Annotated in this window: 26 protein-coding genes and 2 riboswitches; of the genes, 11 read left to right on the top strand and 15 right to left on the bottom strand. The window is 66.3% G+C overall.

Going from position 1 to position 24,845, the window contains the following annotated elements:
- Positions 1 to 5: 5 nt before the first annotated feature.
- On the top strand, positions 6 to 848 hold the full coding sequence (locus tag AB0I14_RS11325) for an SDR family NAD(P)-dependent oxidoreductase (protein WP_358020378.1): 843 nt from the start codon (positions 6 to 8) through the stop codon (positions 846 to 848).
- Positions 835 to 2,484, top strand: coding sequence for an AMP-binding protein (locus tag AB0I14_RS11320; RefSeq protein WP_358020375.1), 1,650 nt, complete (start codon positions 835 to 837; stop codon positions 2,482 to 2,484). The genes AB0I14_RS11325 and AB0I14_RS11320 overlap by 14 nt, the downstream gene beginning before the upstream one ends.
- Before the next feature lie 17 nt (positions 2,485 to 2,501).
- Here AB0I14_RS11320 and AB0I14_RS11315 read toward each other — a convergent pair whose 3' ends face one another.
- Both AB0I14_RS11315 and AB0I14_RS11310 read right to left on the bottom strand, forming a co-directional pair.
- Positions 2,502 to 3,125 (bottom strand): zeta toxin family protein, encoded by a 624-nt coding sequence (locus AB0I14_RS11315; protein ID WP_358020372.1) that lies wholly within the window; start codon positions 3,123 to 3,125, stop codon positions 2,502 to 2,504.
- 9 nt (positions 3,126 to 3,134) lie between these two features.
- The gene (locus AB0I14_RS11310; protein ID WP_358020369.1) at positions 3,135 to 3,482 is read right to left on the bottom strand and encodes a type II toxin-antitoxin system Phd/YefM family antitoxin; all 348 of its coding nucleotides are present in this window, start codon (positions 3,480 to 3,482) and stop codon (positions 3,135 to 3,137) included.
- A 105-nt stretch (positions 3,483 to 3,587) separates the two neighbouring features.
- Between AB0I14_RS11310 and AB0I14_RS11305 the strand changes: the two genes are divergently transcribed.
- Both AB0I14_RS11305 and AB0I14_RS11300 read left to right on the top strand, forming a co-directional pair.
- Positions 3,588 to 4,211, top strand: coding sequence for a TetR family transcriptional regulator (locus AB0I14_RS11305; protein WP_358020366.1), 624 nt, complete (start codon positions 3,588 to 3,590; stop codon positions 4,209 to 4,211).
- The gene (locus AB0I14_RS11300; RefSeq protein ID WP_358020364.1) at positions 4,208 to 5,752 is read left to right on the top strand and encodes an FAD-dependent monooxygenase; all 1,545 of its coding nucleotides are present in this window, start codon (positions 4,208 to 4,210) and stop codon (positions 5,750 to 5,752) included. The genes AB0I14_RS11305 and AB0I14_RS11300 overlap by 4 nt, the downstream gene beginning before the upstream one ends.
- Here the strand turns inward: AB0I14_RS11300 and AB0I14_RS11295 are convergent.
- The gene (locus tag AB0I14_RS11295) at positions 5,742 to 6,161 is read right to left on the bottom strand and encodes a nuclear transport factor 2 family protein (protein WP_358020361.1); all 420 of its coding nucleotides are present in this window, start codon (positions 6,159 to 6,161) and stop codon (positions 5,742 to 5,744) included. The genes AB0I14_RS11300 and AB0I14_RS11295 overlap by 11 nt on opposite strands.
- Before the next feature lie 82 nt (positions 6,162 to 6,243).
- On the opposite strand from AB0I14_RS11295, the gene AB0I14_RS11290 reads away from it, so the two are divergent.
- Complete coding sequence (locus tag AB0I14_RS11290; RefSeq protein ID WP_358020358.1) at positions 6,244 to 6,741, top strand: helix-turn-helix domain-containing protein; 498 nt, start codon at positions 6,244 to 6,246, stop codon at positions 6,739 to 6,741.
- A gap of 6 nt (positions 6,742 to 6,747) precedes the next feature.
- Here AB0I14_RS11290 and AB0I14_RS11285 read toward each other — a convergent pair whose 3' ends face one another.
- Genes AB0I14_RS11285 through AB0I14_RS11275 form a run of 3 tightly spaced genes read right to left on the bottom strand, consistent with a single transcriptional unit; the run spans position 6,748 to position 9,952 of the window.
- Positions 6,748 to 7,476 carry a class I SAM-dependent methyltransferase gene (locus tag AB0I14_RS11285; protein WP_358020355.1) on the bottom strand — a complete coding sequence of 243 codons (729 nt, stop codon included), beginning with the start codon at positions 7,474 to 7,476 and terminating at the stop codon, positions 6,748 to 6,750.
- On the bottom strand, positions 7,473 to 8,603 hold the full coding sequence (locus AB0I14_RS11280; protein WP_358020352.1) for a homoserine O-acetyltransferase: 1,131 nt from the start codon (positions 8,601 to 8,603) through the stop codon (positions 7,473 to 7,475). The genes AB0I14_RS11285 and AB0I14_RS11280 overlap by 4 nt, the downstream gene beginning before the upstream one ends.
- A 20-nt stretch (positions 8,604 to 8,623) precedes the next feature.
- The gene (locus tag AB0I14_RS11275; protein ID WP_358020349.1) at positions 8,624 to 9,952 is read right to left on the bottom strand and encodes a bifunctional o-acetylhomoserine/o-acetylserine sulfhydrylase; all 1,329 of its coding nucleotides are present in this window, start codon (positions 9,950 to 9,952) and stop codon (positions 8,624 to 8,626) included.
- A gap of 170 nt (positions 9,953 to 10,122) precedes the next feature.
- Positions 10,123 to 10,242: riboswitch (SAM riboswitch) on the bottom strand.
- Between the two features lie 277 nt (positions 10,243 to 10,519).
- Between AB0I14_RS11275 and AB0I14_RS11270 the strand changes: the two genes are divergently transcribed.
- On the top strand, positions 10,520 to 12,760 hold the full coding sequence (locus AB0I14_RS11270; protein WP_358020346.1) for an NADP-dependent isocitrate dehydrogenase: 2,241 nt from the start codon (positions 10,520 to 10,522) through the stop codon (positions 12,758 to 12,760).
- 137 nt (positions 12,761 to 12,897) lie between these two features.
- Here the strand turns inward: AB0I14_RS11270 and AB0I14_RS11265 are convergent, their stop codons facing one another.
- Complete coding sequence (locus AB0I14_RS11265) at positions 12,898 to 13,725, bottom strand: alpha/beta hydrolase (RefSeq protein WP_358020343.1); 828 nt, start codon at positions 13,723 to 13,725, stop codon at positions 12,898 to 12,900.
- A gap of 100 nt (positions 13,726 to 13,825) precedes the next feature.
- Here AB0I14_RS11265 and AB0I14_RS11260 point away from each other — a divergent pair, with 100 nt between their 5' ends.
- Positions 13,826 to 14,617 carry an exodeoxyribonuclease III gene (locus AB0I14_RS11260; RefSeq protein ID WP_358021244.1) on the top strand — a complete coding sequence of 264 codons (792 nt, stop codon included), beginning with the start codon at positions 13,826 to 13,828 and terminating at the stop codon, positions 14,615 to 14,617.
- Here the strand turns inward: AB0I14_RS11260 and AB0I14_RS11255 are convergent.
- Entirely contained in the window at positions 14,608 to 15,225 is a 618-nt protein-coding gene (locus AB0I14_RS11255; RefSeq protein WP_358020340.1) for a TIGR03086 family metal-binding protein, read from the bottom strand. The two genes, AB0I14_RS11260 and AB0I14_RS11255, sit on opposite strands and share 10 nt — an antisense overlap.
- A gap of 51 nt (positions 15,226 to 15,276) precedes the next feature.
- On the opposite strand from AB0I14_RS11255, the gene AB0I14_RS11250 reads away from it, so the two are divergent.
- From AB0I14_RS11250 to yhjD, 3 genes are read left to right on the top strand one after another with little or no spacing between them, the layout of a single operon-like run.
- The gene (locus AB0I14_RS11250; RefSeq protein ID WP_358020337.1) at positions 15,277 to 15,690 is read left to right on the top strand and encodes a MarR family transcriptional regulator; all 414 of its coding nucleotides are present in this window, start codon (positions 15,277 to 15,279) and stop codon (positions 15,688 to 15,690) included.
- A 33-nt stretch (positions 15,691 to 15,723) separates the two neighbouring features.
- On the top strand, positions 15,724 to 16,737 hold the full coding sequence (gene trpS / locus AB0I14_RS11245; RefSeq protein WP_358020334.1) for a tryptophan--tRNA ligase: 1,014 nt from the start codon (positions 15,724 to 15,726) through the stop codon (positions 16,735 to 16,737).
- Positions 16,738 to 16,761: 24 nt separating this feature from the next.
- The gene (gene yhjD / locus AB0I14_RS11240; RefSeq protein WP_358020331.1) at positions 16,762 to 17,778 is read left to right on the top strand and encodes an inner membrane protein YhjD; all 1,017 of its coding nucleotides are present in this window, start codon (positions 16,762 to 16,764) and stop codon (positions 17,776 to 17,778) included.
- Here the strand turns inward: yhjD and AB0I14_RS11235 are convergent.
- On the bottom strand, positions 17,775 to 18,092 hold the full coding sequence (locus AB0I14_RS11235) for an SMR family transporter (RefSeq protein WP_358020328.1): 318 nt from the start codon (positions 18,090 to 18,092) through the stop codon (positions 17,775 to 17,777). The two genes, yhjD and AB0I14_RS11235, sit on opposite strands and share 4 nt — an antisense overlap.
- Positions 18,093 to 18,104: 12 nt before the next feature.
- Positions 18,105 to 18,169: riboswitch (guanidine-III (ykkC-III) riboswitch) on the bottom strand.
- A gap of 22 nt (positions 18,170 to 18,191) precedes the next feature.
- Between AB0I14_RS11235 and AB0I14_RS11230 the strand changes: the two genes are divergently transcribed.
- A complete protein-coding gene (locus AB0I14_RS11230; protein WP_358020325.1) occupies positions 18,192 to 19,049 on the top strand; it encodes a nitronate monooxygenase in 858 nt (285 codons plus the stop codon).
- Between the two features lie 96 nt (positions 19,050 to 19,145).
- On the opposite strand, the gene AB0I14_RS11225 is transcribed toward AB0I14_RS11230, so the two are convergent.
- The 6 genes from AB0I14_RS11225 to AB0I14_RS11200 form a co-directional block, all read right to left on the bottom strand.
- On the bottom strand, positions 19,146 to 20,399 hold the full coding sequence (locus tag AB0I14_RS11225) for a glycosyltransferase (protein ID WP_358020322.1): 1,254 nt from the start codon (positions 20,397 to 20,399) through the stop codon (positions 19,146 to 19,148).
- Positions 20,400 to 20,648 carry a F0F1 ATP synthase subunit C gene (locus AB0I14_RS11220; RefSeq protein ID WP_358020319.1) on the bottom strand — a complete coding sequence of 83 codons (249 nt, stop codon included), beginning with the start codon at positions 20,646 to 20,648 and terminating at the stop codon, positions 20,400 to 20,402.
- Positions 20,638 to 21,909, bottom strand: a complete 1,272-nt coding sequence (locus tag AB0I14_RS11215; protein ID WP_358020316.1) for a glycosyltransferase — start codon at positions 21,907 to 21,909, stop codon at positions 20,638 to 20,640. Before AB0I14_RS11215 ends, AB0I14_RS11220 begins: the two co-directional genes overlap by 11 nt.
- Entirely contained in the window at positions 21,906 to 22,535 is a 630-nt protein-coding gene (locus AB0I14_RS11210; protein WP_358020312.1) for a TetR/AcrR family transcriptional regulator, read from the bottom strand. Before AB0I14_RS11210 ends, AB0I14_RS11215 begins: the two co-directional genes overlap by 4 nt.
- A gap of 42 nt (positions 22,536 to 22,577) precedes the next feature.
- Entirely contained in the window at positions 22,578 to 23,252 is a 675-nt protein-coding gene (locus AB0I14_RS11205) for a hypothetical protein (protein WP_358020309.1), read from the bottom strand.
- 331 nt (positions 23,253 to 23,583) lie between these two features.
- Positions 23,584 to 24,798 (bottom strand): D-alanyl-D-alanine carboxypeptidase family protein, encoded by a 1,215-nt coding sequence (locus AB0I14_RS11200; protein WP_358020307.1) that lies wholly within the window; start codon positions 24,796 to 24,798, stop codon positions 23,584 to 23,586.
- Between the last annotated feature and the right edge of the window lie 47 nt (positions 24,799 to 24,845).

The following is a 24,845-nucleotide window of genomic DNA, read 5'->3' as shown; positions in this document are numbered from 1 at the left end:
ACTACGTGATTCCACGAAAGATCGCCATCACAGGTGGTGCTCGCGGCATCGGCCGCGCCACCGCCGCGGCATTCCAAGCCGCGGGAGCAGACGTTGCGATAGGAGACCTCGACGGCGCCCACTGCCGAGACATCGCCGCTCAGCTCGGTCCCTCGGTGACGGGACTGCCGTTGGATGTCACGGACGCGGCAGCGTTTGCCGACTTCCTCGACCAGGCCAGAACAGCGATGGGAGGGCTCGACGTCGTCGTCAACAACGCCGGCATCATGCCGACCGGAGCGTTTTTCGAGGAAGATGAAGCGATGACGGATCGGCTGATCGCGGTCAACCTGCGCGGCGTGATCACCGGGACACGGCTGGCGGCCAGCCGTTTCCGACAGCACCGGCAGCCGGGGAGCATCGTCAATGTCGCCTCTCTGGCTGGTCTTTTCGGTGCTCCGGCCATCGCCACGTACTCGGCGACCAAGGCCGCCGTGGTGATGTTCAGTGAGTCCGTGGCAAAAGAGTTCGCCGGCAACGGCATCCATGTGGCCGTGGTCCTGCCGGGGGTGGTTCGGACCGAACTGTCGGCAGGCGCGCACTATCCTCGGTGGATGGGACGCGTCGCCGCCGTCGAGCCCGAAGACGTAGCGCGGGCCATCACCTCCGTGGTGGCAACACGGCGGACACGAGTGTCCGTGCCACGCTCCCTCGATTCGGTAGTCGCGGTCAGAAGCCTGCTGCCGTTTGCCCTACGCCAGCGTGTTGATCGCTTTGTCGGTCTTGACTCTGCCTTCACACAAGCCGACCCGGCGACCCGTCGGCTATATCATCAACGACTCACAGGTGGCCTAGATGATGTTGTCTGACAAAGCTATCCGCGCGGTGGATGAAGGCCGTGCACTTCTCGCCTGCCTTCAGGCCGGTGCTCTCGGTCCGTTGCCGCCGTCTGCCGCGGTCACCGCCGTCCATGCCATCCGCAGTTTCGGCACCACCGGCGCCATCGCGACCGTATCCGCCCTGCGGCATCGTGAACTGACTGCACTCATCGACGAACGCGGCCCGCTGACCTACACCGAAGTGGATGCGCGATCCAACGCCATCGCCAATGCCTGGAGATCCCAAGGCCTGCGAGCCGAACACTGCGTCGGAATCATGTGCCGCAACCATCGGGGGCTACTCGATGCAGTGTTCGCCGCGGCCAAATGTGGCGTCCGGATTGTGATGCTCAACTACGATTTCGCCGGGCCGCAGGTCGCGGCAGTGGTCGAGCGGGAGGAAGTCGACCTGCTCGTACACGACGACGAGTACACCGACAGTGTTGGCGGTCTCGACCGATTCGCCTTCGGTAGGTGGCGGTCCTGGGCAGACGACGCTGGACCGGACACACTGGAATCCCTCATCGAGACCGGCGACCCAGGTGTTGTGCCGGCACCCGGCAAGCACGCCAGCGTCGTCATCCTGACCAGCGGCACCACCGGTACTCCGAAAGGCGCGCAGCGGCCCGACCCGCGGTCATTGACACCCATGGGCGGTCTGCTGGCCAAAGTGCCGTTCCGCGGGCGGGAAGTCACCGAATGCTGTGTGCCCATGTTCCACGCCCTCGGTTTCACCCACGCCATCCTCGCTGTGTCGTTCGGGTCCACGTTGATCATCCGCCGGCGGTTCGATGCCCGCGCCACGCTGGACAGCCTCGCCAGGCATCGCGCGACCGCAATGATCGTCGCACCCATCATGCTGCAACGGTTGCTGGATACCGAGCCGAATCCTCGCCAGGGACATGATCTCTCGCACCTGCGCATCATCTTCGTGGCCGGCTCCCAGCTGGGGGCATCGCTGTGCCGACGCGCAATGCAGGCGTTTGGCCCGGTGCTCTACAACCTCTACGGCTCCACCGAAGTCGCGTACGCGACGATTGCGACTCCCGACGAGCTGCGACGGGAACCAGGCAGCGTCGGCTCGATCGTTCGCGGTGCGCGCGTGGAGATCCGGGGAGACAACGGTGAACTTCTGGGGCCGGACGAAACCGGCCGCATCTTCGTCGCGAACTCTTTCCAGTTCCAGGGATATACCGACGGCCGCACCAAGAACACCATCAACGGTCTCATGGCCAGCGGCGATGTCGGCCACCTCAACTCGCTCGGACTGCTGTTCATCGACGGCCGCGACGACGACATGATCGTGTCGGGCGGGGAAAACATCTACCCCGCGGAAGTGGAAGAGACCCTGACTGCCCACCCCGACATCGTCGAAGCCGCCGTCATCGGCATCGCCGATGATCAGTTCGGACAACGACTGTGCGCCTATGTCGTACCCGCCTCCGGCGCGCACCTCACCGCTCAAGACATCCGCGACCATGTCAAGGCCAACCTCGCACGCTTCAAAGTCCCCAGACACGTCGTCTTTCTCGATGAGCTTCCACGCAACCCCACCGGCAAGATCGTCAAAAGAGCGCTCCCATCCGCAGAGCCCGGACAACGAGGAGACCGAGTCGGCCGCGGCTAGGCGGTGGGGTCCGGTGGTCAACCCAGTTTCAGCGCGGCCGCCACGATCGGCTTGGCCCACTCCGGGGTGTTCGACAGATCGGCGGGACCGACGATCTCACCGCGGGCCACATGCAGCACCAGGACCGGCAGCGGCGCATGATCACCGGCCGGATCGGCGTCGGCGGAGTTGTCGTAGACGCGCAGTTCGGTGACCACCGGGAGCAGCTGGACGAGGTTCTGCCTGCTGTGCCGCCATCGGCGCCGGATCGAGGATTCCGGGATGTCATGACCGCCGGTGCCCACCCGGTGCCGCACCCGCTCGATGTGCAGTTCGGGGGAGGCCAGCCCGACGTACCAGATCCGCACCTCGAAGCCTTCGGCGGCGGCTTCGGTCAACAGTCGGGGGATGGTGCTGCCGGCGAGTGTGGATTCGATGGCCAGGTCGAGCTTTTCGGCGACGGCGCGTTCCAGCAGTCGCTTGCCCTGATGCCACGCCAGGCTGTTGGCCCGGGTCTGGTCGAGCTGAGGATTGGCGGCCATCAACTCGCGGGCGGCCTCATCGGGGTTGAAATAGTCGCCTCCGAAGGACCGGATGGCGGCACCGCCGATACTGCTCTTGCCGGCGCCGTTGACGCCGGCAAGGACGTAGATGCAAGGCACCTGACGGGCTCAGCCTTGGTGTGCTGCCGATTGTGCGGCGGCTCCGAGTTGTTCGGGTGTGGCATCGAAGGCTGCCGCCATGGCCGCCGTGGATTCCGGTGTCTGCATGCGTTCCAGCAGGGTGTCGAACTCGTCGGTCAGTTCGTCGAGGGCCGGTGCGTTGGCCCGGGTGAGCGCCTCGAATTCGGCGTAGGAGATCAGCACCGCCTTGGGGGCATTGTGTTTGGTGATCGTGACGGCGCCACCGAGGGCGGCCTGTTCGACGATCGCGGCGAACTCGTTCTTGAACCGGGTGGCCGCCACGGACGGTACGTCGACCAGCTCGCCGGCGCGGTTACGGAAAGTCAGGGTAGCCATATGGCCATTTTAGCCATTTTGGCTATTTTGGCGACCAACATTCTCACAGGAAATGCCCAGCAGGCAATATTGCCCAGTAGGCAATATTTGGTTTACCGTGGTGGCATGGAACCGGGACTGCGGGAACGCAAGAAGCTCGACACCCGACGGGCGCTCAGCGATGCGGCGCTGACCCTGGCGTTCGAGCGTGGACTGGAGAACATCACCCGCGAAGACATCGCCAACCTGGCCGGGGTCTCGCTGCGCACCTTTACCAACTACTTCGCCGGCAAGTACGACGCGCTGGCCTACCGGCAGCAGGAACGCATGCGGCGCAGTATCGACATGCTGCGCGCGCGTCCCGCTGACGAGCCGCTGTGGACCGCCATCACCGAATCGGTGCTCGAACCCTTGGACGCCGACATGTCCGACGTCTACGGTGCGGAGCATGCACTGCCGACCCGCCAGCAGCTGGCTGAGGTCCGAAAACTGTTGATGATCCCCGAGATCCGCGATGCCACCTTCCGGGGGATGTCCGACGAGTGGGTGACCGTGATCGCCGAGCGGACCGGCACCGACCCGCAACGCGACATGTATCCGCGGCTGGTGGCCGCCGTGGTGCGGGCGGTCGGCGATGTCGCGATGGACGAGTACGGGATCTCTGATCCGCCAGTGGCTTTCACGTCACTGCTGCGCCAAGGGTTCGCGGCAGTGGCCGCGGGCCTACCTGAACCGGGAGGAAGCAAGTGAAAGATCAGGTGGAAGTCGTCATCGCGGGTGCGGGCCCCAACGGCCTGCTGGTAGCGGGGGAGTTGGCCCTGGCCGGGATACGGCCGGTGGTGCTCGAGCAACTGGCCGAGCCCAGCCCCGACCTCAAGGCCAATGGCATTGTCGGACAGGCAAACCGTGTGCTTGACCTGCGGGGTCTGTATCGGAAGCTCAGTGGATCGGACGAGCCTCCGGAGCCGATGGGCGGCTACATCTTCGCGGGCATGCAGGTGCCGTTCGTCGATGTCGTCGAGAACCCCATGTACGGCATGTTGATTCAACAGCCCAAGGTGGTGCGCCAGCTGGTGGACTGGGTGCAAGGCCTGGGTGTCGAGATCCGTTGGGGGCATGAGCTCGTCGATCTCCAGCAGGAATCCGATGGCGTCACCGTGGACGTCGCCGCGCCCGCGGGCAACTATCGATTGTCGACCACCTACCTTGTCGGCGCCGACGGGGGCCGCAGTCCGGTCAGGAAGAAGGCCGGCATCGAGTTTCCCGGGCTGACCACGGACGTCATCGCCCGTGTCTCCCACGTCAGCGTGCCGGACGAAGTTCGCAGCGGCGACGGTGCGCTGAACCTCCCGGGCGTGGGGCGGATCCCATTCGGGCACAATCGATTCGATGGTGGAGTTCTCATCTATGCCGAATTCCAGCCGGGACACTCGATGGTCGGGACCATCGAATACGGTTCGATCCTTCCCGACGATGCGCCGGAGCTCACGATCGACGAGCTGCGGGCAAGCGCGAAAAGGGTGGTCGGGGCCGACCTGCCGATCCAACCGCCGAACTGGCCAGGGCCGCATGCGCTGCGCCGGATCAACGGTCAGAACACCCGCCAGGCCGCGCAATACCGCGTGGGTAACGTCTTCCTCGTGGGCGATGCCGCCCACGTGCACTCGGCCATGGGCGGTCCCGGTCTGAACCTGGGACTGCAGGATGCCATGAACCTGGGTTGGAAACTGGCGGCCGCCGTGCGGGGTGGGGCGCCCCACGGTCTGCTGGACAGCTATCACAGCGAGCGGTGGCCGGCGGGGCAGCGGGTGATGATGCACTCCATGGCCCAGGCCGCCCTGATGGCTGCCGGTCCTGAAGTCACCGCACTGCGAACGCTTTTCGGTGAGCTCCTGGCGACGCCGGACGGCTCGGCGCACATCGCCGGGGTGCTGTCCGGGTCGGATGTCCGTTACGACGTCGGCGACGAGCATCGGCTGTCCGGATATTTCGTGCCCGATTTCGTCCTGGACGACGGGCGCCGGATTGCGGAGCTGCTGCAGTCGGGCAGGCCGTTGCTGCTCGACTTGTCCGGCGGCGACTGCGCGGACGCTATCGAGGGCTGGGGCGACCGGCTCGACGTCGAAGTGGCGACAGCGGCCAAACCGCCGGCCGCAGCGATGCTGATTCGGCCCGACGGCTACGTCGCTTGGGCCGCAGACGAATTCGCCGAGAGCGACCAAGACCGACTCCGCGGTGCGCTGCAGCGCTGGTTCGGCCAGGAGACAGATCTGGCGGCGCTCAGCGCCTGAGGGCGCGGCGCAGGACGCCGGGGCGGCGGGCGATCTTCGGTCCGAGTAGGAGGGCGAACACCGTGGTCGCCAGCCACGGCCGCAGGTGTGGGCGCAGTCGCCGAATCTGGCCGTTGTCATCGAGCTCGAATACCAGCGCATCGGTGATGGTGACGCCTGCAACCCTGCCTTCGCTGACCGCCACGCGCGTCGGGCCTTCGCCGATCGGCTCCTGCCAAGCGAGCTCTCGCAGACCGCCGTATACCGCGGTGAGCAGAGCGCGGAGATCGTCGTGCCCACGGAAGACCATCCGACCGGACAGCGGGGAGACGAGTTCTGCGTCCGGGGCCAATGTGGTCATCAGCCGGTCGACGTCGTTGGTGCGGGTGGCCTCGCAGAACGCGGTGACCGAGTCTGTCTTCGTTGTCATCGCCACATCCCTCAGTCGCTTGCGAATTGCAACCCACCCTAATCCCAGTTCATTGCAATTCGCAATGGACTACCGTTGAAGTGTGCCCAAACAGTCCTTCGGTGATATCGCGTGCTCGATTGCGCGTGCTGTCGATGTGGTCGGGCAACGCTGGACCCCGTTGATCCTGCGAGACCTGTTCGCGGGTTTGGCCCGGTTCGAGGACATCCGGCGCGACCTCGGTATCGCGTCGAACATCCTGGCTGCGCGTCTCGACGACCTCGAAGGTCACGGAGTCGTGGAACGGCGGCAGTACCAGAGCGCGCCCCCGCGGTACGAGTACCTGCTCACCGACAAAGGTCGCGACCTCTACCCGGTGATCGTGACGATGCTGGCGTGGGGAGACAAGTGGCAGGCCGGGCCGGATGGCCCACCGGCCCTGCTTGTTCACAACGAATGTGGTTGTGTCACAACGGCGAAGACTGTGTGTGCGCAGTGCGGTGGAGAACTCCGTGCCGACACGGCCACCGCCACGGGCGGACCGGGCGCGCGGCCCGGCCCGGGCACGGCCGTCATCGGCGAGTTCATCGCAGGCGCCTGACTGACCTCAGGCGAGGGTGGCTCTGATCCCGACCGTGACGTAAGGCAGCGCCAGGCCCGAAGAGTTGGCCAGGGCCGGGTGGGTGGCCAGCAGTTCGCGGACCTGCTCCAGGGTTCGGGTGCGGACCTGCTCCGGTGAGGTGATGCAGTAGCTGCGCGACGCCACCAGATCGATGAGCGCCTGGGGCGTCAGGTAACTCGTCCACTCGACCTGGTGGCGTTCGACTCTGGAGAACGGCTCGGCCAGTGTCACCTCGTCGTTGAACGGATCATGTTCGGGCCCGATGATGCGGCCCAGATCCTTGACCCAGCCCGACCGCTCGTCGCGGGCGTTCCACACGAGGCCCAACCGGCCGCCGGGGCGCAGCACCCGGCTGACCTCTTTCACGGCCCGCTCGGGGTCGAACCAGTGCCAGGCCTGGGCCACCAGCACCGCGTCGACGCTGTTGTCGGCCAGCGGGATCTCCTCGGCCGTGCCCAGCAGTGCCGGGGTGTCCGGCAGTGAGTTCGACAGCAGCTCAAGCATTTCCGGGATCGGGTCGACGGCAATGACGTCCAGTCCGCGTTCGACGAGCCGGGTGGTCAGCTTGCCGGTGCCTGCGCCCAGGTCCAGCACATCGTGGGCACCCTCGGGAAGCAGCCAGTCGATCGTCTCCGGTGGATACGACGGCCTGCCGCGTTCGTAGGCTGCGGCCTCTGAGCCGAAGGACAGGGAACGCGCTTTGGGCGAGCTCACCGCTGTGCCAGCTCCAGTGTGCGGCGGACCAACTTGCCCACCACCTCCGTCTCGACCAGGAAGCCGTCGTGGCCGTAGGCCGAGTCGACGACGTCGAGGCCGTTGCAGCCGGGCAGCAACTCGGCCAGTTCCTGCTGTAGCCGGATGGGGTAGAGCCGGTCCGAGGTGATCCCGCCGACGATGACGGGCACCGGACAACCGCTCAGTGCGCCGGCGACCCCACCGCGACCGCGGCCCACATCGTGGGTGGACAGCGCATCCGAGAGGGCCACATAGGTGCCCGGGTCGAATCGGCGGGCCAGTTTGCCGCCCTGGTATTCCAGGTAGCTCTGCACTCCGTAACGCCCGCCGGTGGTCGGGTCCTCGTCGCCCTGGGCATCGTTGCCGAAGCGGTCGTCGAGTTCCTCTTCGCCGCGATAGGTCAGGTGCGCGAAACGCCGGGCGATCTCCATGCCGGCCAGCGGTGTCCGGCCGGTGCCGTAGTAGTCACCGCCCTGCCAGTCCGGATCGGCCTTGATCGCGGCGACCTGGGTGCTCTGGGTGCCGATCTGATCGGCGGTGGCGCGGGCGCCGACGGCCAGGACCAGCCCGGCTCGTACCTCGTCGGGGTGCGCGACGAGCCATTCCAGCGCCCGGGCTCCACCCATCGAGCCACCGACCACCGCGGCCACCTCGGTGATGCCGAAGGCGGCCAGTGCGGCCCGGTCGGCCTCGACCTGGTCGCGGATCGTGATCTGGGGAAACCTTGAGCCCCAGGGCTTTCCGTCGGGCGCAAGGGAACCCGGACCGGTGGAGCCTTGGCAGCCGCCGAGGACGTTGGTCGATATCGCGCACCACTGGTCGGTGTCGATCGGGGCGCCCGGTCCGGCCACCCCGTCCCACCAGCCTGCGGTCGGGTGGCCGTCGCCGGCCGGTCCTGTGACGTGGGAGTCGCCGGTCAGCGCGTGCAGCACCATCACCACGTTGTCGCGTGCGGGTGACAGCTCGCCCCATCGCTGCACGGCGATCGACACGTCCGGCAGGACGGTGCCGTTCTCGAGCGTCAGGGCACCGATGTGCACTACGCCGATCTCGCCTTCGGCAGGCAACGGGAGGGTGGACACGGCCGGTTCTTCGGTGATCGTCATGCCGGTCTTCTCTCGCCGTCCTACACCGTCGCCGCAGTCTGCGCGACGCCGCTGAACGGACGGGCGGCGGCGAATCCCTGCTCCAGGTCGGCCAGGATGTCGTCGATACCCTCGATGCCGACTGCCAACCGCACCAGACCGGGCGTGACGCCGGTGGACAGCTGTTCTTCAGGGGAGAGCTGTGCGTGGGTGGTGGAGGCGGGGTGGATCACCAGGGAGCGCACGTCACCGATGTTGGCGACGTGGCTGTGCAGCGTCAGTGCGTTGACGAACGCCTTGCCCGCCTCCACACCGCCGGCCAACTCGAACGCCAGCACCGCGCCGGTGCCCTTCGGCGCGAGCTTCTGACCCAGTTCGTACCAGGGCGAGGTGGGGAGTCCGGCGTAGTTCACCGAGGTGACGCCGGAGTGCCCGGCAAGGTACTCGGCGACTTTCTGTGCATTGGCCACGTGGCGTTCAACACGCAGTGACAGCGTTTCCAATCCCTGCGCGATCAAAAAGGCGTTGAACGGCGCAAGGGCCGACCCCAAATCGCGCAGCAGCTGCACCCGGGCCTTCAGTGCGTAGGCGGGCGCCCCGAGCTCGGCGAACACCACGCCGTGGTAGCTGGGGTCCGGGGTGGTGAAGCCGGGGTGGCGGCCCTGCGTCCAGTCGAAGTTGCCGCTGTCGACGATCACACCGGCGATCGCCGAGCCGTGGCCGCCCAGGTACTTGGTCGCCGAGTGCACCACGATGTCGGCGCCGAGGGCGATCGGCTGGATCAGGTAGGGCGTGGCGATGGTGTTGTCGACGATCAGCGGGACACCGTTCTCGTGTGCCACGGCGGACACGTTCGGGATGTCGAGGATGTCGATCTGGGGGTTGGAGATGGTCTCGGCGAAGAAGGCCTTGGTGTTGGGCCGTACAGCCGCCCGCCAGCTGTCCAGGTTGTCGGGGTCCTCGACGAAGCTGACCTCGATGCCGAGCTTGGGCAGCGTGTAATGGAAGAGGTTGTACGTGCCGCCGTACAGGCGCGGGCTGGACACGATGTGGTCACCGGCGCCGGCCAGGTTGAGGATGGCGAAGGTCTCGGCGGCCTGCCCGGAGGACAGCAGCAGCGCGGCGACGCCGCCTTCGAGTGCGGCGATGCGCTGCTCGACCACGTCGTTGGTGGGGTTCATGATGCGGGTGTAGATATTGCCCGGCTCGGCCAGCCCGAACAGGGCGGCGGCGTGGTCGGTGTCGCGGAATGTGTACGACGTGGTCTGGTAGATCGGCAGGGCCCGGGCGTTGGTGGCGCTGTCCGGCGTCTGGCCGGCATGGACCTGCTTGGTCTCGAACGACCAGTTGACGCTCTCTGGGGTTGTCATGGCTTGGTGTCTCCTCCGGTGAGGGGATGAGGAAGGTAGGGGTGTGGTCGGCTACTGGGCGTCGCGCCTGTCGTCAGCGACGACAGGCAGCAGACACCAGCAATTCACGGACACATACATATGGGTGGCCTCCATCAGGTTTCCCTGTCTGTCTGGGGCCCGTACCTTCGGACCCGCGCTTGCCTTGCAGCCGCGAACGACTGCTCAACCTGGTCATCACCCGGGGCACCCCACCGCGGTTGGAGGGTTGCCGGCCAGCAAGCCGGGGCTTGATGCTGACACTCATGACCGGCCTGCAGCTTATCGCAACGCGCTGAGGCCGTGCCAGTCGGTTGCCCGGGGTGTTTGCCCGTTCTGCGCGGGCTGGACTGAAACACGTTCGGTTGGGCGGGTGCGTGGAGGTGTTGGACGCCCGAACGTAAGCCAAAGTTACTGGTCAGTAATGAAAGCTGCTCCTTCGCGGCCGTCGGCGCCCTTGTAGTCTGGCCCGCGATACAGAGCAGCGAATAACCGCGGGTGAGAACGAGTGATCCTCGTCGAGCCCAGACTGACGCCGGGAGAGCAACCATGACTGCCCAGCAGCCGACCATCATCTACACGCTGACCGACGAGGCGCCGCTGCTTGCGACGTACTCCTTCTTGCCGATCGTCCGTGCCTTTGCCGAGCCGGCCGGTATCGATATCCAGACCAGTGACATCTCGGTCGCGGCCCGCATCCTGGCCGAATTCGGCGATTACCTGACCGAGGACCAGCGGGTCCCGGACAACCTCGGTGAGCTGGGCCGTCTCACCCAGCTGCCCGACACCAACATCATCAAGCTTCCCAACATCAGCGCTTCGGTTCCGCAGCTCATGGCCGCGGTCAAGGAGTTGCAGGAGAAGGGTTACGCGATCCCCGACTACCCGGGCGACCCGAAGACCGACGAGGAGAAGGCGATCCGCGATCGCTATTCAAAAATCCTCGGTAGCGCGGTGAACCCCGTTCTGCGTGAAGGTAACTCGGATCGTCGCGCGCCCAAGGCGGTCAAGGAGTACGCGCGCAAACACCCGCACAGCATGGGCGAGTGGTCCCAGGCCTCGCGCACCCACGTGGCGACCATGAAGGACGGCGACTTCTACCACGGTGAGAAGTCGATGACCCTGGACAAGGCCCGCAATGTGCGCCTGGAGCTGGTCACCGCCGGTGGCGAGACCATCGTGCTCAAGCCGGAGGTGAAGCTCGACGAGGGCGACGTGATCGACAGCATGTACATGAGCAAGAAGGCTCTGTGCGACTTCTACGAGGAGCAGATCGAGGACGCCTACAAGACGGGCGTGATGTTCTCTCTGCACGTGAAGGCGACCATGATGAAGGTCAGCCACCCGATCGTGTTCGGTTACGCGGTCAAGATCTTCTACAAGGACGCGTTCGCCAAGCACCAGAAGCTGTTCGACGAGCTCGGCGTCAACGTCAACAACGGTCTGTCGGATCTCTACAGCAAGATCGAGGCGCTGCCGGCCTCGCAGCGTGAGGAGATCATCGAGGACCTGCACCGCTGCCACGAGCACCGCCCCGAGCTGGCCATGGTCGATTCGGCCAAGGGCATCTCGAACTTCCACTCGCCCAGCGATGTCATCGTCGACGCGTCGATGCCGGCGATGATCCGGCTCGGCGGCAAGATGTACGGCGCCGACGGCCGCACCAAGGACACCAAGGCCGTCAACCCGGAGTCGACCTTCTCCCGGATGTACCAGGAGATGATCAACTTCTGTAAGACCCACGGTCAGTTCGATCCGACCACGATGGGCACCGTGCCCAACGTCGGTCTGATGGCGCAGAAGGCCGAGGAGTACGGCAGCCACGACAAGACCTTCGAGATCCCCGAGGCCGGTGTCGTCAACATCGCCGACATCGACTCCGGCGAGGTGCTGCTGAGCCAGGAAGTCGAAGAGGGCGATATCTGGCGGATGCCGATCGTCAAGGACGCCCCGATCCGCGACTGGGTGAAGCTGGCCGTGAATCGCGCGCGGTTGTCCGGCATGCCGGTCGTGTTCTGGTTGGACACCGAGCGCCCGCACGAGGTCGAGCTGCGCAAGAAGGTCAAGGCGTACCTCAAGGACCACGACACCGAGGGCCTGACCATCCAGATCATGCCGCAGGTGTGGGCAATGCGGTACACGATCGAGCGGGTGGTCCGTGGCGAGGACACCATCGCCGCGACCGGAAACATCCTGCGCGACTACCTGACCGATCTGTTCCCGATCCTGGAGCTGGGCACCAGCGCCAAGATGCTCTCGATCGTGCCGCTGATGGCCGGTGGCGGCCTGTACGAGACGGGTGCCGGTGGTTCGGCGCCCAAGCATGTCCATCAGCTGGTGGAGGAGAACCACCTGCGCTGGGATTCGCTCGGTGAGTTCCTCGCGCTGGGGGCCAGCCTCGAAGATCTGGGCAACAAGCTCGACAACGAGAAAGCCAAGGTGCTGGCCACCGCGCTCGACACCGCGACCGGAAAGCTGTTGGACGAGAACAAGTCTCCGTCCCGCAAGACCGGGGAGCTCGACAACCGCGGCAGCCAGTTCTACCTCGCGCTGTACTGGGCGCAGGCGCTGGCCGAGCAGACCGAGGACAAGGAGCTGGCCGCGCACTTCGCGCCGCTGGCCAAGACGCTCGGCGAGCACGAGCAGGCCATCGTCTCCGAACTCAATGCGGCCCAGGGCAAGCCGGCCGACATCGGCGGCTACTACTACCCGGACGCCGAGAAGACCGCTGCGGTGATGCGTCCGAGCAAGACGCTCAACGACGTCCTGGCGGCTGCCGAGAACGCTTAGGCGGTAGAGATTCGGCGCGGCAGCTGAACAAGCGCCGCGCCGAATCTGCGTTCAGATCGTCGAGACTGCGTTCAGATCGTCAAAACGCCCGATTTTTCGATCTGTGCGCAGACTGGATGCCCTACGCGCATGGTCGATCACCCGGTCGCGCGCGTCGGGCCGACGTGCCGGTCCACGAATTCGGTGATCACCCGGGTGATGGTGTCGGGTGCCTCGAACATCGGGACGTGTCCGACCCCCTTCAAGGTCGTGACGACCGCGTCGGGCGCCAGGCTGGCGGTGAAGTGCCGGGTGAATCGTGGCGCCGGCAGCACCCGGTCCTTCTCGCAGATCACCAGTTGGGTCGGGGTGTGCGAATCGCCGATCTCCATCAGCCCGGCGGTGGTCAGCGCCTTGACCATGAGCTTGAAGTACGCCGGGCAGTGCGCGACGTCATCGATCAGATCGTGTCGGTCGCCGGCATTGAGAACGTCGGGCGTCGCACTGACGGCCAGGTACGAGATCTGCTTGGACAGCGGCAGTCTCAGCACCTGCTGACGCAACGCGGTGGTCGCGAGCACCACCGGTAAGGCTGCCATGAATTTGGCGATGATCTCGTATTTGGCGGGCGTGAACATCGACCAGCCGCCGGCGGGCGCAATGCCGGTCAGCGTGCGGGCCCGGCCGCGGCGTTCCAGTTCGAATGCCACCCAGCCACCCAGCGAGTTCCCGACGACGTGCGCGGTGGTCCAGCCGAGCGCGTCGAGCCGGCGTTCGACGTCGTCGGCCAACGAGGCGACGTCGAGGAGCATCGGTGCATGTGCGCCGCCGTGGTGGCCGGCCATGGTGGGCGCAAACACCTCGTAACGCCCGGTCTGCGCGAGTTGGGGTGCGACGTACTTCCACACACTCTGTGACAGCAGGAACGGATGCAGCAGCAGGATGGGTTCGCCCGATCCGAGATGGATGGGTGCACGTTCAGCCATGCCGCCCGACATTATGGTGATACCGCCGGTACCGCAAGGGTGTGACAAACACCGTCGGTGCGGCCCGGTACCGTCAGGGGCCGTGGCATCTCCGGGACCTCTGACCGTCAGCACCATCAACGTCAACGGCATTCGCGCCGCGGTCAAACAGCGGTCCACGGACAATCTCGGCCTGCTGCCCTGGCTGAAGGAAACCGACGCCGACGTGGTGTGTCTGCAGGAGACCCGGGCCGACGATGAGCAGCTCAACGATGCCCTGACCCCGGCCCTGGCCGACGGCTGGAACCTGGCTTCGGCCGTTCCGCATGTCAAGGGCCGCAACGGGGTTGCGGTGTTGTCCCGGCATCCCATCGACGCGTCGCGGTTGCTGGTCTCCGACGAGTTCGAGGCACACGGGCGCTACCTCGAGGTGGATACCGCGGGAGTGACGGTGGCCAGTCTGTACGTGCCGACCGGGGAGGCCGAGACGGACCGTCAGCTGGAGAAGGAACGGTTCATGGCAGCCATCGCAGCCCGGATGGCGGAGTTGCAGGCCCGTGACGCGGTGCTGTGTGGCGACTGGAACATCGCCCACACCGAGAACGACATCAAGAACTGGAAGGGCAACGTCAAGAAGGCCGGCTTCCTGCCGAGTGAGCGGGCCTGGCTCACCGAGCTTTTGGGCACCGGCTGGGTGGATGTGGTCCGGGTGCTGCACCCCGACAGGGCCGGGCCTTACAGCTGGTGGTCATGGCGCGGCAAGGCTTTCGACAACGACGCCGGCTGGCGCATCGACTATCACCTGGCGAGCCCGACGCTGGCTGTCAGGGCGACGTCGGCGCGGGTGGACCGGGCCGAGCTGTACGCGCTGCGGTGGTCGGACCACTCACCGGTGACGGTCAGCTACGGCTGACGCCAGTGCGGACGACGGCCCAGGTGGGCCAGGATCTTCTCGAAATCGGTTGCCGCCGAGTCATTGGCGGCGCGGTCGAACGGTGAGGCTGCAGTGTCGCGGAAGTCGCCGTCGGGGATCGCCATGACCAGTGGCAGCACGGCGGTCACCACATCGGCCGGTAGCTCATAGGGCGACCCCAGGGCGGCTGCGACATCCCACCCGTGGACCGCGTAGTCCACAAGGTGGAACCCGATCGCCAAAGCGCCGGGGAACGTCGCACCCGGTCCGAACTCGGGCAAGGCAAACGTCGCCTCGGTGATTCCGTCGGCTGCGAACGCGTCGAGCACGTCGTGGGCGGCAGCGGCGTACGTGCCGGCTGGGTCGGCGCGTACGGCGTCGGTCACCGTCGCCACCTCCCATACCGCTTCGTCGGCACCGTTTCCGCGGGCGGCTGCGGCGAACCCACGGTGCTGCACGGTCATGTGCGCCAGGAGGTCGGCCAGCGTCCACTCCGCGCACGGCGTCGGGCGGTCCAGGTCGGAGCTGTGGACCGCGTCGACGGCTTCGACGGAGCGCAGAACGGCGACGCGGTGAAGGGGACGTAGATCAGTCTCAATGGTAGGCATAAGCATACGATAAGCGGCAGCGTACGATATCGCAACGCCTACGATGAGCCGATGTCGAAGCGCCCGGATCTGGCAGCCATGCTCGCCCCGTTGATGCGGGACCTGATGGCCGCCGAGCAGCCGGTGCTGGACGCCCACGGCCTGACGATGTGGGGCTATGTCGTGCTGCTCGCCCTGGACCGGTCCTCGATGCGGACGCAGGCGGCGCTGGCCGAGGCGATCGGCGCCGACAAGACGCGCATCATCCGCACCCTCGATGACCTGCAACATCAGGGCTTCATCGAGCGCGAGGCCGACCCCGACGACCGGCGGGTGCGGCTGCTGGGCATCACCGCCGCGGGCCGCGCGGTCAAGGATGCAGCCCAGCGGGAGATCCAGCACGGGGAGGAACGCTGGCTGGGCGAGCTCTCCGCCGACGATCGGAAAGCGTTCCTGCGGATCCTGCAGCAGCTGACCCCTGAATAATCCGAATGACGGCAGTGCGAAAATCGGAACATCATGAGTAGCGGAAGCAAACAGGTCGTATTCTCGGGCGCCCAGCCCACCTCCGACTCCCTGCACCTCGGCAATGCCCTGGGTGCCGTCACGCACTGGGCGCAGCTGCAGGACGGTTACGAGGCGTTCTTCTGCGTCGTCGACCAGCACGCCATAACCGTGCCGCAGGACCCCGAGACCCTGCGCCGGCGCACGCTGGTGACTGCCGCGCAGTACCTGGCGCTGGGCATCGACCCGGCGCGCAGCACCGTGTTCGTCCAGAGCCACGTGCCCGAGCACAGCCAGTTGGCTTGGGTGCTGGGGTGTTTCACCGGCTTCGGCCAGGCATCGCGCATGACGCAGTTCAAGGACAAGTCGCAGAAGCAGGGTGCGGACGCCACGACGGTCGGTCTGTTCACCTATCCGGTGCTGATGGCCGCCGACGTCCTGCTCTACGACACCGATCTGGTTCCGGTCGGGGAGGACCAGCGTCAGCATCTCGAGTTGGCCCGCGACCTCGCGCAGCGGTTCAACGCGCGATTCCCCGACACCTTCGTGGTGCCCGAGGCCATGATCCCCAAGGCGACGGCCAAGATCTACGACCTGCAGGATCCGTCGGCGAAGATGAGCAAGTCCGCGGCGTCCGATGCCGGGCTGATCAGCCTGCTCGACGACCCGAAGGCCACGGCCAAGAAGATCCGCTCCGCGGTGACCGACAGCGAGCGCGAGATCCGGTTCGATCAGGAGAACAAGCCCGGCATCTCGAACCTGCTGACCATCCAGTCCGCGGTGACCGGCACGGATGTCGACAAGCTGGTCGAGGGCTATGCCGGCCGCGGCTATGGCGATCTGAAGAAGGAGACCGCCGAGGCCGTGGTCGAGTTCGTCACGCCGATCAAGACCAGGGTGGACGAATTGCTGGCCGATCCGGCCGAACTCCAGTCGGTTCTGGCCGCCGGGGCAGGACACGCCCGAGAGGTCGCGGGGAAGACCCTCGCACGGGTTTACGACAGGATAGGGTTTCTCCAGCAAACGTGATGAGGGCCAGGGGAGGGGTCGGCAGTGAACGAGGCGGAGAAGCCGGGATTACTGGCACGGGTCCGCACACGCTTTCCCTGGTTCGACCATGTGATGCGGGCGCAAGAGCGCTATAACGACTGCAACGGCAACTTCTACGCCGCTGGCATCACCTATTTCACGATTTTCGCGCTGTTCCCGCTGCTGATGGTGGGCTTCGCCGCGGGAGGTTTTCTGCTGTCGCGCCGTCCGGATCTGCTCGAAGAAATCGAGCACCGGATCCGTCAGACAGTATCCGGTGACCTCGGCCAGCAACTGGTCACCCTGATGGACTCGGCCATTGCCTCGCGCGGCACGGTCGGCGTGATCGGCCTCGCGACCGCGGCGTGGGCCGGCCTGGGCTGGATGGCCAACCTCCGTGAGGCGCTCAGCCAGATGTGGGAGCAACACGCCGAGTCCAACTTCGTCGGCAACAAGCTCTCAGATCTCTTCGCCTTGGTGTCGGCATTCTTGGCGATGGTGATCACCATCGGACTGACCGTCCTCGGCGACCCCGCACTGATGCGGAAGGTGTTGCGCTGGATCGGCCTTCATGACGGCGCGGTACTCGGTAGCGGGTTGCGCGTCATCTCGATCGCGGTGTCGGTCTCGATCTCGTGGTTGTTGTTCACCTGGATCATCTCCCGGTTGCCGCGCGAACCGGTGCCCTTCCGCCGGTCTGTCCGCGCCGGCCTGCTGGCCGCCGTGGGTTTCGAGATCTTCAAGCAGGTCGCGTCGATCTACCTGCAGTCTGTGCTGACCGGCCCCGCCGGGGCGACGTTCGGCCCGGTGCTGGGCCTGATGGTGTTCGCCTACGTCACCGCGCGGCTCATCCTGTTCGCGACGGCCTGGGCGGCAACCTCCAGGGAGAGCCTGGCCGAGGCGCCGGTGCCACCACCGGACCCCGCGCAGATCGTCACCAGGGTGCAGGTACACGAGGGGATCGGGGTGTCCGGCGCGTTGGCCGCCGCCGCGATGGGAGCCATTGGCGCCCTCGGGCTTTCGCGGCTACTGCGCCGCTAGTGACTGACGGCCTTCAGGCCGACGATGCAGCCGACGACGCCGAGCATGAGCACTATCTTGATCACCGAAGCGGATTCGGCACCGGTGATCATGGCGTACCCGACAGTGAGTACCGCCCCGATGCCGACCCAGATCGCATAGCTGGTACCAGGGGGCAGGCTGCGCATCGCGATGGCCAGTCCGGCCATCGAGAACGCAAGGGCCACAAAGAACACGAGTGACGGAACCAGGCGGGTGAAGCCCTCGGTCTTGCTCAGGGCGGTCGCCCAGACAGCTTCGAGGACACCGGATACGACGAGAATCAGCCAAGCCATGGCACACCTCCAAACACCCCGTCTTGTCGCTGGCCGGGTACGGGTGCGCCTCGTCCGGTGCCATGTGCTGGCAGTTGTCATTGTAACAACGACGTAACATTGCGGGCTGTGAGCTTGGCAACCACATGGTCGCAGTCAATCGGCATCGACGTACCAATCGTCAACGCGCCGATGGGCGGTGCTGCAGGAGGCCGGTTGGCCGCCGCGGTCTCGGCCGCCGGAGGCCTTGGCATGGTGGGAATGGGCAGTTCGGCGACGGCTGAGCAACTGGCTGCTGAATTGACACAACTCGATGGGCAGCGATTCGGAATTGGCCTGGTGCACTGGGTCGCCCAGGATCGGCCGGACCTGTTCGAAGTCGCGCTGGCCGTCCGGCCGGCATTGCTGAGCGTGAGCTTCGGCGAGGACTGGGACTGGGTGCGTCGGGCGCACGATGTGGGGCTGACGGTGACGACCCAGGTGGCGACGGTCGATGCCGCCCGGCGCGCGGTCGACGCCGGCGTCGACGTGGTGGTGGCGCGGGGCGCCGAGGGCGGCGGCCACGGTGAGCCGACGGTCGGAACTCTGCCGCTGTTGGCCGAGGTGCTCGACGCGGTCGACGTACCGGTGCTCGCCGCCGGCGGGATCTCATCGGCACGCTCGGTGGCCGCGGTGCTGGCCGCCGGGGCGGGCGCAGCCTGGGTCGGCACGGCATTCGCCGCCTGCTCGGAGGCGCTGACCCCGGCCCCGGCGCGTGATGCCCTGCTGGCCGCAGAGGGTGACGCCACCGAGCTCACCACCGAGTACGACGTCGCCGCCGGATACCGATGGCCGGCGACTGTTCCGGAGCGCGTGTTGCGAGGCTCGCCCGTCAACGCCGGGCAGGGTGTGGGGCTGGTGCGGCGTCCGGCCGACGCAGCCGAAATCGTGGCGTCGCTGTCCGACGGCGCAGAGCAGCTACTGCGACGCTGGCGATGATGGGCCTGCCAATCCGCCGAGAGCGGCGACGGTTGGCAGGCCCGGGGTGTATTTAACTCGCGCGGCAATTATGTGTCAGCAGAATCGACGGATTCGTCACCGGTCGCTCAGGACCGTCCCGACGGCCGTCACCGCCCGCCCCGCACCGTCCTCCGCGTCGATGCGTATGGCGAGAGCCTCGGCGTTGTCTCGAAACCGGTTGGTTGACAACACCGTTCGAATCGCTGCGCCGAGAGTGTCGGCGTTGAGGCGCTTCTGCCGGATCGGCTGCGGGCTGACTCCGAGCTCGAACAGCCTTCGCGCCCAGAACGGTTGGTCTCCGTAGCCGGCCGGGACCGCAATCGTTGGTATGCCTGCCCGTAGCCCCGCCGCTGCGGTGCCCGCGCCGCAGTGGTGAACGACGGCGCACGCCCGCGCAAACAGCCAGTCGTGCGGCACATCGCCGACGGCGATCACGTCGTCTCCGCAGGCGTCGAGCCCAGCCCGACCAGCCTGGATCACCGCACGGGCGCCGGCGGACCGAACTGCCTGCGCCACAAGTGCGGAAAGCTGGTTCGCCTCGGCGCTGCTGTTGACGGTGCTGCCGAACCCTATGACGACCGGTGGTGGGCCGGCGTCGAGAAACGCCACCAGTTCGGTGGGCGGTTGCCACGCGGCCGGGTGTGCCGGCCACCAGTAGCCGACAACGTCGATCCCTGGTCGCCAGTCGGACGGTGGGGGCAGCACCGTGGGCGAATAGCCGTACAAGATGGGCCAACGAGCGTCGGTGCGTCGCTGCCTCAGTAGGCGAGCCGAGGCCTTGGGCAGTCCGAGGCGCGTGCGAAAGCTGTTGACTGTCTTGTCATACAGCCCATCGATCGCGGCCGCGCCGATCCGCGCTGCCGCCCGGTTCCCGTACCGGCCGGCGGACCACGCGCCCAGCACGGTCGGCGGATAGTCGGCGGTTGCTGACAAGGGCTGCAACCGCACGCCGATGCTCGGGATGGCGAGTGCCTCGGCAAGCGGATGGCCGACCAGCTCGGCGAATGGTGACAGCAGTAGGACATCGAGCGGTTCGTCACGGAGAGCCGCCAGCACGCGCTCGCCCAACGCCCGCATGCCGCCAGGTGCGAGGAATTCCGCCATGGCCTTCGCGGCCTGGCGCGCCGATACGTCCGATAGATCTGCTGTGCCGTCGAGGTTGTCGTCGAGACCGCGGAACTCGAGCCCGCATCCGGTCACCAGATCGGCGAATGCCTGATACGCCACCATGATCACGCGATGTCCGGCCTGTTGCAGCCGCACCCCGATCCCGGTCAGCGGTGCCACATCGCCGCGACTGCCGATGGCGATGATCGCGACGGTGGCCATCTATCCGCCCGGAGTGGCGAAGACGAACAACGCCATGAACGCGATGTTGATGAAGAACGCTGCCTCCACGAGGCTCACGGTGATGAAAAACGGTGTGTACAAGCGTGCTTGGGCCTCCGGCTGGCGTGCTACACCGGCAATGAACTGCGACCCGGCGAGTCCATCGCCGATTCCGGCACCGATCGCTCCGCCGGCCAGCACGATTGCCCCGGCCAGTAGGGCGTTGCCCATCAATGCGTCACTCGCCATGGTGAACCTCCCGTGATTGGCTGAGCAGGTCGGTGATGTGCTGCGTCGCCACACCCGCTCCGTCCTCGCGGACCAGCAGTTGGGAGACATGTTGTGCCCGTGCGTGATACGACGGGTTGCTGGACACCTCACCGATGGCGGCGGCCAGCTGGTCTGCGGTCACGGTGGCGCGTCGAAGCGCGGCAGGCGCAGTGCCGAGCAGCTGTAGCCGCTTCGCCCAGAATGGTTGATCCATGATTCCGGTGACCGGAATCGACGGGACGCCCGCCCGAAGCGTCGCTGCCGTGGTGCCCGCACCGCCATGGTGCACAACGGCGGCCACCCGTGGAAACAACCATGAGTGGGGGAGTTCGTCGACCATCATGACGTCGTCGCCAGCGCAGTGCAGCCCGGCCCACCCAGTCTGCACCACCGCTCGGGTGCCGGCGGAACGCAGTGCCGCGCCGATGATGTCCGACAGCTCTGGCCCGCGCGCCGTCGCGGTACTGCCGAGGCCGACGAATACCGGTGGAGGGCCGGCGTGCAGAAAGTCGACGAGTTGGGCTGGTGGGGACCAATTGTCGGGCTCTGATGGCCACCAGTAGCCGGTGACCTGCAGGTGCTCCGGCCAGTCTCCCGGGCGCGGCACCACGTGTTCGCTGAACCCGTGCAGGATGGGCCAGGTGGCCGAACGTCGACGTTGGTACCCGGACAACGTGGTCGGGCGTAGCCCGAGCTCGGAGCGTAGGTCATTGATCAGCGTCAGGTGTGGCTGCTCGCCGAGCGCGCCCAACCGGCCGACCATCCGGTTGCCCCAACGGCCGAGCGACCGGGCGCTGAGCACTGACGGCAGGAAGTCGCCGGTGGGTGCGGTTGGTTGTAGCAGGACCCCGACGCTGGGGATGCCGAGTCCTTCGGCTACGTGGTATCCGAGGAGGGCCGCGACGGCCGGAAGCAGCAGCAGGTCGGCGTCTTTCGCTGCCTCGATCAGGCCACAGCCCAGCTGGCGCAGATCCTCGCGCATCTCGTCGAGCAGTTCCCTGGAAGGCCGCATCCTGGCGCCGTCGACAAACGCCTGCGCGCCCGGTGAGGCCTTGGTGGCGCGTTCGGTATCCCCGGGCAGCGAGCGGAATTCGATTCCGCAGGCGGACACCAGTTCCCGGTAGGGCTCCTGGGCGGCGACGGCGACGCGGTAACCTTCCTCGGCGAGCCGTCGCGCCAGACCCGTGTACGGGGCGACGTCCCCGCGGCTGCCGAATGCCGCGATGACGATGGTGGTCACGGTGCTGTGGCCTTCTCGAAGACCTCGACGAGCACCTCGCCGTGACCGATCACGTCGTAGCTCGGGTCGCGTGCGTACTCCTGCGCTGCGCTGTCCAGTGCGCCGCGCAGGATGTTCTTCATCAACAGTGGTGACAGTTGCCGGAATTCACCGTTGCTCACGCCTTCGGTGAAGATGGTCAGCGGGTCGAGGGCGGCCAGGTCACCGGTCGGCGGATGCTCCTGCACCGCTTTGGCCGCGGCCTGGTCGACCCGCAGCCCATCCGCGTCGCGGTAACCGGAGATGAGTTCGAGCATCGCCACGGCCGCCGACCGGTTGCCGGCAACGAACGCGACGTTGGCGCGGATGTAGGCGGACAGTTTTGCCGCCGCAGTGGTTTCGGCGTTCACGGCGGGCACGATCATCGCGACGCCGCGGGTGAAGATCTCGGTGAAGACCGCCTCGACCACTTCGGACTTGCTGGTGAAGTGATACAACACAGCGCTTTTCGCGATGCCGACGTGGTCGGCGATACGCGCCAGCGACGCTTGCGGATAGCCCTGTTCGGCGATCACCTCCAGGGCGCCTTCGACAATCTGTCGGCGGCGCGCCTGCTCGGTAAACGTCTTGGCTCGCTCTGACCGCATGGTCTGAGATTAGACCGATCGGTCAGAAATTGGCAAGGGGCGCTACGTGTGCGTGGCCTTCGCGCCACCGCGCTTCGCTTTTGCGATGAACCGGATGATCAACGCGGCAAGGACGATCATGAGGAACGGTCCGTAGAACTCGGTGTAGGTGACGCCACGGCGCCAGTAGGCGATGAAGAACGTGAACCAGATGACGTAGCTGCCGGTGAGGTGCAGGCGCTTCCACGTCGAGTACTGCATGCGCTTGGAGATGCGGTCGAACGAGGTGATGGTCATCGCGATGATGAATCCGTAGGCGATGAAATCCAGGACGAAGACACCGTGCGGGGTGGGATCGACCACGCGGGTCTCGAACCGCTGTTCGTTCAGAACGATTGTCGTGACGATGAATGCGGCGTGGACGAGATGAGATCCGGCGAACCCGACGCCGAGATAGCGTCGGTTGCGGCGGATCCACTTGGTGGTGCTGTTCGGCCACAGCTGGTAGAGCGACGACGCGGTGAAGGCGAGCAGGAAAAGGACCGCCGATGTGCGGGCGGTGATGCGGATGCCGAGGTTGGCCCCGTTGACACCGCCCACAGCCCACGCCGCGATGGTTGAGCCGACGGCGATCGCCACGATGAGGAGCCACGTCAACGTCCAGCCTGACAGCGCGGACTTGAACGAGACCTGGGCGGCCGGTGTGGCGCTTTCGGCGTCAGATGATTTGATCGACACTTCTGGAGCTCCTCCTGCTGAGACGGGCAATGCCCGGATGTTCTTGTGCATCGGCAACTCGAAGACTCAGGGTGCCATGGACTTTCAATGTCGCACCGATGAGGGGCATGACTTCACGGCGGGCGAACGGTGGCAATGAAGGTCATGCGATCCAGTCGAACACGATTGGGTCATCGCGTCCAGCAAACATTTTCAATAGGAGTCATCTATATCTTAGATGAAACTCCACGGCGTCTGGTCCGAAGGGGATGCCGCCGTGGGTATTTCGCTTCCAAGGTGTGGACCCAAAGTGCTCAGCCTGCGTCGTCGTCTCAGGCCGGGAAGTTGCGGGTCAGCGAATGGTGCGGCGGTTCAGCGACCGGGCGCCCATCATGAGCATGAACACGACCAGTCCTCCGACGATCCCGACACCGACCCGCACGGGCAAGGCGTCTGCCGGTGGCAGAACCGAAGCCGCCTGGGCAGCGGTCGGCTCGTCGGCCTTGGGCGTGATCAATGACGGATCGGGGTCGACGAGCGTTCCGACCTTGGTTCCCGGCGGAGTGGCGAACCCGTAGTCGAGCAGGTGTGCAGCCTGTTCCCATGGGGCGATCGGCACCCGGGTGCCCTTCATCAGGATGGCCACCAGGCGCCGGCCGTCACGGTTGGCCGCGCCGACGAACGTCTGACCCGCGTCATCGGTGTATCCGGTCTTGCCGCCCATCGCGCCCGGGTAGCTGTAGAGCAGCTTGTTGTCGTTCTCCACCGGGTAGGACGGATTGCCGTCGCGGCCGGGGAAATCGTAGGTCTGGGTGGCGACGATGTCGGCGAATGCCGGGTTCTGCCAGGCATATCGGTAGAACAGGCCGATGTCGTAGGCCGAGGTGCTCATGCCGGGTCCATCGAGACCCGAAGGGGTGGCCGCCCGGGTGTCGCGGCCACCGAGCTTGCCGGCCAGGATGTTCAGCTTCTGCAGCGCCGGGTCCATGCCGCCCAGCTGAACCGCCAGGGCATGTGCGGCGTCGTTGCCGGAGTGCATCAGCAGGCCGTGCAGCAGGTCGTTGATCGTGTACTGGCCGCCGGGTCCGACGCCGACTCGGGTGCCCTCGGAGTTGGCGTCGTCCTGGGTGCCGGCGACCAACTTGTTGAGGTTGAGTTCGTTGAGTGCGGCGGTGGCCACCAACACCTTGATGATGCTGGCCGGACGGTGACGGCCATGTGGGTCGCGGGCGGCGATGATGTCGCCGCTGTCGAGATCGGCGACCACCCAGGACTCGGCGGAGACATCGTTGGGCAGTGGCGGCGTGTTTGCGGCGGTGATCACGCCGCACCCGGAAAGTGCCTCACCGCCAATCGTCTTGGCGGGCACGGGTAGCGGGCCGGGTGCAACCTCGCCCGGCTTGGGCGCTTCGGAGGCGTCCACCGCAGGGGGAGTGGTCACCTTGTACGGGCATTCGGGCGCCGGGTCGGCATTGGCCACGCCGGCTGTCATCAGGGGTGCCGTCAGCATCGCCAGTGCCGCGAATGCGGACACCGCACGCTGAGTAGTCCTCCGCAAGGTCGCCATCGTGTCCGAAGATTAGGCGAATCGGACGCGATTTCCGGTTTGCCACG

Source organism: Mycobacterium sp. NPDC050441 (assembly GCF_040655355.1).
Classification (GTDB): domain Bacteria; phylum Actinomycetota; class Actinomycetes; order Mycobacteriales; family Mycobacteriaceae; genus Mycobacterium.
This window is presented reverse-complemented; position numbering and strand designations above follow the sequence as displayed.

Coding starts and splice junctions, on each gene's coding strand:
- trpS (WP_358020334.1), top strand. CDS start 15,724: ATGAGTAGCGGAAGCAAACAGGTCGTATTCTCGGGCGCCCAGCCCACC.
- AB0I14_RS11255 (WP_358020340.1), bottom strand. CDS start 15,225: ATGCCTACCATTGAGACTGATCTACGTCCCCTTCACCGCGTCGCCGTT.
- AB0I14_RS11235 (WP_358020328.1), bottom strand. CDS start 18,092: ATGGCTTGGCTGATTCTCGTCGTATCCGGTGTCCTCGAAGCTGTCTGG.
- AB0I14_RS11210 (WP_358020312.1), bottom strand. CDS start 22,535: ATGCGGTCAGAGCGAGCCAAGACGTTTACCGAGCAGGCGCGCCGCCGA.
- AB0I14_RS11220 (WP_358020319.1), bottom strand. CDS start 20,648: ATGGCGAGTGACGCATTGATGGGCAACGCCCTACTGGCCGGGGCAATC.
- AB0I14_RS11270 (WP_358020346.1), top strand. CDS start 10,520: ATGACTGCCCAGCAGCCGACCATCATCTACACGCTGACCGACGAGGCG.
- AB0I14_RS11265 (WP_358020343.1), bottom strand. CDS start 13,725: ATGGCTGAACGTGCACCCATCCATCTCGGATCGGGCGAACCCATCCTG.
- AB0I14_RS11225 (WP_358020322.1), bottom strand. CDS start 20,399: ATGGCCACCGTCGCGATCATCGCCATCGGCAGTCGCGGCGATGTGGCA.
- AB0I14_RS11320 (WP_358020375.1), top strand. CDS start 835: ATGATGTTGTCTGACAAAGCTATCCGCGCGGTGGATGAAGGCCGTGCA.
- AB0I14_RS11250 (WP_358020337.1), top strand. CDS start 15,277: ATGTCGAAGCGCCCGGATCTGGCAGCCATGCTCGCCCCGTTGATGCGG.
- AB0I14_RS11310 (WP_358020369.1), bottom strand. CDS start 3,482: ATGGCTACCCTGACTTTCCGTAACCGCGCCGGCGAGCTGGTCGACGTA.
- AB0I14_RS11295 (WP_358020361.1), bottom strand. CDS start 6,161: ATGACAACGAAGACAGACTCGGTCACCGCGTTCTGCGAGGCCACCCGC.
- AB0I14_RS11305 (WP_358020366.1), top strand. CDS start 3,588: ATGGAACCGGGACTGCGGGAACGCAAGAAGCTCGACACCCGACGGGCG.
- AB0I14_RS11200 (WP_358020307.1), bottom strand. CDS start 24,798: ATGGCGACCTTGCGGAGGACTACTCAGCGTGCGGTGTCCGCATTCGCG.
- AB0I14_RS11275 (WP_358020349.1), bottom strand. CDS start 9,952: ATGACAACCCCAGAGAGCGTCAACTGGTCGTTCGAGACCAAGCAGGTC.
- AB0I14_RS11280 (WP_358020352.1), bottom strand. CDS start 8,603: ATGACGATCACCGAAGAACCGGCCGTGTCCACCCTCCCGTTGCCTGCC.